General features: G+C 63.7%; 4 protein-coding genes and 1 pseudogene. 3 read left to right on the forward strand and 2 right to left on the reverse strand.

The window, feature by feature from the left end; all coding sequences use genetic code 11:
• Together QCE69_RS34120 and QCE69_RS34125 are read right to left on the reverse strand one after the other, a co-directional pair.
• A pseudogene (locus QCE69_RS34120) lies at positions 1-138 on the reverse strand (succinate dehydrogenase, cytochrome b556 subunit); the annotation flags it as partial.
• 167 nt (positions 139-305) lie between these two features.
• Positions 306-1,094, reverse strand: coding sequence for a GntR family transcriptional regulator (locus QCE69_RS34125; protein ID WP_309927276.1), 789 nt, complete (start codon positions 1,092-1,094; stop codon positions 306-308).
• A 571-nt stretch (positions 1,095-1,665) separates the two neighbouring features.
• On the opposite strand from QCE69_RS34125, the gene QCE69_RS34130 reads away from it, so the two are divergent.
• From QCE69_RS34130 to QCE69_RS34140, 3 genes are all read left to right on the forward strand, one after another.
• The gene (locus QCE69_RS34130; RefSeq protein WP_309818783.1) at positions 1,666-2,652 is read left to right on the forward strand and encodes a malate dehydrogenase; all 987 of its coding nucleotides are present in this window, start codon (positions 1,666-1,668) and stop codon (positions 2,650-2,652) included.
• A 201-nt stretch (positions 2,653-2,853) separates the two neighbouring features.
• Positions 2,854-3,846, forward strand: a complete 993-nt coding sequence (locus QCE69_RS34135) for an aldolase/citrate lyase family protein (RefSeq protein ID WP_309935318.1) — start codon at positions 2,854-2,856, stop codon at positions 3,844-3,846.
• Positions 3,847-3,952: 106 nt separating this feature from the next.
• Positions 3,953-4,348 (forward strand): citrate/2-methylcitrate synthase (locus QCE69_RS34140; protein ID WP_309935320.1); only part of this gene is annotated, 396 nt, incomplete at its 3' end.

Consider the following 4,348-nt stretch of genomic DNA (forward strand, 5'->3'; position numbering starts at 1 on the left):
CAGACACACGAAGAGCAGCAGGCCGCTCACGCGATGCAGGATGGAGACCTTCCCCGCCAGCGGCAAGCGATACTTCGCGAGTTGGCCGATCCCGATGTTCCGGTACTCGGGCCTTGGTTTTTTTACGGCTTCAGCCATGCTAGACCCCAACTTGTTAACACACTAATCCGCAATTTTAGCGCCTTTTTATTTCGCGCTGCAGCGCGAAACCGTCCAATAGACTGTTGCTCCGCGCGTGAAGAAAGCGCCTGGCGCGGCCATTCGGCGCGTACCCACGACCCCGCTTCCGATCGATCAACTCAAGATCAACTCAGGTCGTTCTGATAGTAATAGCCGGTCGTGACATACCAACCACGCCGCACTTCGACGGGGCGATCGCCATAGGTATAGGACACGCGTTCCACCGACAGTAACGGAAAACCCTGCGCGACCTGGAGATGCTGCGCAACGGCTTCATCGGCGGGAACGGCGCGGATTTTCTCCGACGCACGAATCATGCGCGTGCCGAACTCCGTTTCGAACATCGCGTAGAGCGGGCCCTTGTACTCGGACAGCCGTTCCGCCGTCAGTCCGCGAAACACCACGCCCGGCAACCAGATTTCATCGAAGACGGTGGTCACGCCATCAAACTGCAACAGGCGCCTGATAAGAACGACGGGGTCGGCCGGCTTCAGGTCGAGCTGGCGGGCAATCTCCGCCGGCGCGCGCAGGCGCTTGCACTCGAGCAGGCGGCTTACGTGGGGATGGGCGTCGCCGTCATCGGGCAACAGGCGCAGGAAGCGAAACTGCACGCGGTCTTCGCTGTGAGTCGCAACGAACGTGCCTTTGCCCTGACGGCGTACCAGCAAGTTGTCGGCAGCGAGTTCGTCGATGGCCTTGCGAACGGTGCCCTGGCTCACCTTGTAGCGCGCAGCGAGTTCGACCTCGCTCGGGATAATTTCACCAGGCTTCCATTCGCCGGATTCGAGGCCCTGCGTAATGAGCGCCTTGATCTGCTGATACAGCGGGCTGAACGTCGGCGACGGCACACCGGCGGCCTCAGCCGCAGGCGCGGTGCCGTTGGGGGTCGTCGAGCTCGCCGGGTTGGAATTCATGCCGCGCATTTCAACACAAAGGCCCGCCGTGCGTCCAGACCTTTCCCATAGAATCCTATGTCTTATATAAGACATAAGATAGTGTTGACTTTACTATGGCACGCTCCTACACTCCTTGACGAGCAAGGGTTTGCGGGTTGTCGCCTGTGCGCACGAAACGCCGGTTTCCGGTCTCACTGCACGCGACACACCGCCAGGCACGCCCCTTTCGCTTTCGCCTCACGCCGACCGCCCCACTCGTTCGCGCACCGCTGCCTGCCCACCGTCTCGCAACGTCAAGCGCCGCCTCGAATGGGCGCCTTGCCGTCAGACCCAAGCGAATTCCTCGCGTCCTCGCAGAACATCCCGCCGGCCTCGCGCTCGAAGAGAAAGATTCATCGGCATGACAGTCACGCCGCTCACGCATTCATGCGGCGCGAAACCAGACGCAAACGTGCGCAACGCCTGCTGCGCCGGTGCTTTTCGGGGGTCGCGCGGGGCCAGGGCCGCATGTCTTCATCAACGCTTGGCGTATCGCGCATAAAATGGCGCTTTTCCCTTGCGTTCCACGCACCGTCCAGGAGAGTTATCAATGGCTAAGTCCGCAAAGCGCGTTGCCGTCACCGGCGCCGCAGGTCAAATCGGCTACTCGCTGCTGTTCCGCATCGCCAACGGCGATCTGCTCGGCAAAGACCAGCCCGTGATTCTTCAGTTGCTCGATCTGCCGCAAGCGCAAGCCGCCGTGAAGGGCGTCGTGATGGAACTGGAAGACTGCGCGTTCCCGCTGCTCGCGGGCGTCGTCGTCACGGACGATCCCAAGGTTGCCTTCAAGGATGCCGACGTCGCGCTGCTCGTGGGCGCCCGCCCGCGTTCGAAGGGCATGGAGCGCAAGGACCTGCTGTCGGCGAACGCCGAGATCTTCACGGTTCAGGGCAAGGCGTTGAACGACGTCGCCAGCCGCGACGTGAAGGTGCTGGTCGTCGGCAACCCGGCGAACACGAACGCGTACATCGCGATGAAGTCGGCGCCCGATCTGCCGAAGAAGAACTTCACCGCCATGCTGCGCCTCGACCACAACCGCGCGCTGTCGCAACTGGCCGCCAAGTCGGGCAAGCCGGTCGCGTCCATCGAAAAGCTCGCCGTCTGGGGCAATCACTCGCCGACCATGTACCCGGACTTCCGCTTCGCAAGCGCCGAAGGCCAGGACCTGACCAAGCTGATCAACGACGACGAATGGAACCGCAACACGTTCATCCCGACCGTCGGCAAGCGCGGCGCGGCGATCATCGAAGCGCGCGGCCTGTCGTCGGCGGCGTCGGCGGCCAATGCGGCGATCGACCACGTGCGTGACTGGGTGCTCGGCACGAACGGCAAGTGGGTCACGATGGGCATTCCGTCGGACGGCTCGTACGGCATCCCGGAAGACATCATCTACGGCGTTCCGGTCACGTGCGAAAACGGCGAGTACAAGCGTGTCGAAGGCCTGGAAATCGACGCGTTCTCGCGCGAAAAGATGGACGGCACGCTGAACGAGCTGCTCGAAGAGCGTGACGGCGTCGCGCATCTGCTGGGCAAGTAAGCACACGTCGTCGGTCGGAAGCCCTCGGGAAGCTCCGGGGGCCTGTCTTCACGTCCGTCACGTCAGCGCAAGCGCCTGTGCGTCTCGCGCCTGATCCGCCCGCGCTTGAGCAAGCAGAACCCCGTTCGAGCGCGGCCGAATCGGAATCAGAGCACCTGAGCAAGCCGGACTTCACTCCCCACATCGGACCCCACGCCGAGTATGCGCGCCCTCACTCCCGCCGAAGTGCTGTTTGACGGCGAACCGCAGCCCGCGGTTCTTCCTCCTTGCGATCACTACGCCGGCAGCGAAAAGCTGATTCGCAAATCGCTGGCCTTGCAGGCGCAACTGGGACCCGTGTTCGACATCACGCTCGATTGCGAAGACGGCGCCCAGGTCGGCCACGAGGCGGAACACGCGGAGATGGTCGCGTCGTTCGTGGGCGGCGAGGATGACCGCTTCGGCCGCGTCGGCGTGCGCATCCACGACTTCAATCACCGCGCGTGGCGCGACGACGTGCGCATCATTCTGCGCAACGCCCGCAAGGCGCCCGCCTTCGTCATGCTGCCGAAGATCCGCAGCGTCTTCGACGCCGCCGAGATGGTGGCCTTCATCGAGGCCTCGCGCTGCGAGTTCGGCATTCCAGAGCCGGTTCCCTGTCATCTGCTGATCGAAACCCACGGCGCGCTCGCCGAAGCTTTTGAACTGGCGGCGCTGCCGGGCGTCGAATCGCTGAGCTTCGGCCTGATGGACTTCGTATCCGCGCACAATGGCGCGATTCCCGATACCGCGATGCGCTCGCCCGGCCAGTCCGATCACCCGCTGGTGCGGCGCGCGAAACTCGAAATCGCAGCGGCGTGTCACGCGCATGGCAAGGTGCCGTCGCACAATGTGTCGACGGAAGTGCGCGACATGAGCGTCGTCGCGAACGATGCCGCGCGCGCCCGCAACGAGTTCGGCTACACGCGCATGTGGAGCATTCATCCGGACCAGATCCGGCCGATCGTCGAGGCCTTCTCGCCGCGCGCGGACGAGATCACGCTGGCCGCGGAGATTCTGCTGGCCGCGCAGCATGCGCAGTGGGGCCCGACGCGCCATGGCGACACGCTGCATGATCGCGCGAGCTATCGCTATTACTGGTCGGTGCTGCGGCGCGCGCATGCCACCGGACAAAGCGTGCCCGAGGCCAGCGCGCCGCTGTTTGCAGCAACCTGAATCATCGATTAGCAGTTCAGCACCACGCCGGGACCGGGTCCGGGCGCATTCTTCAAGCACAACGAGTCACGCCGCGTCGCGGGCGTGCGAAAGGAGACTGGAGAGCATGACTGACACCGCATCGACCGAAGCACCCGCAACCTCCACCGCAGGCGGTTTCAAGCCGAAGAAGTCCGTTGCGCTGTCCGGCGTGACGGCGGGCAATACCGCGTTGTGCACGGTCGGCCGCACCGGCAACGATCTGCACTATCGCGGCTACGACATTCTCGATCTCGCCAACACGTCCGAGTTCGAAGAGATCGCCTATCTGCTCGTGCACGGCAAGCTGCCGAATGCCGCCGAACTCAAGGCTTACAAGACCAAGCTGAAGGCCATGCGCGGCCTGCCCGCGAACCTCAAGGCGGCGCTCGAATGGATTCCCGCTTCGGCGCATCCGATGGACGTCATGCGCACCGGCGTCTCCGTGCTCGGCACGATCCTGCCCGAGAAGGACGATCACAAC

Origin of the sequence: Caballeronia sp. LZ032 (assembly GCF_031451315.1) — a bacterium.
GTDB lineage: Bacteria > Pseudomonadota > Gammaproteobacteria > Burkholderiales > Burkholderiaceae > Caballeronia.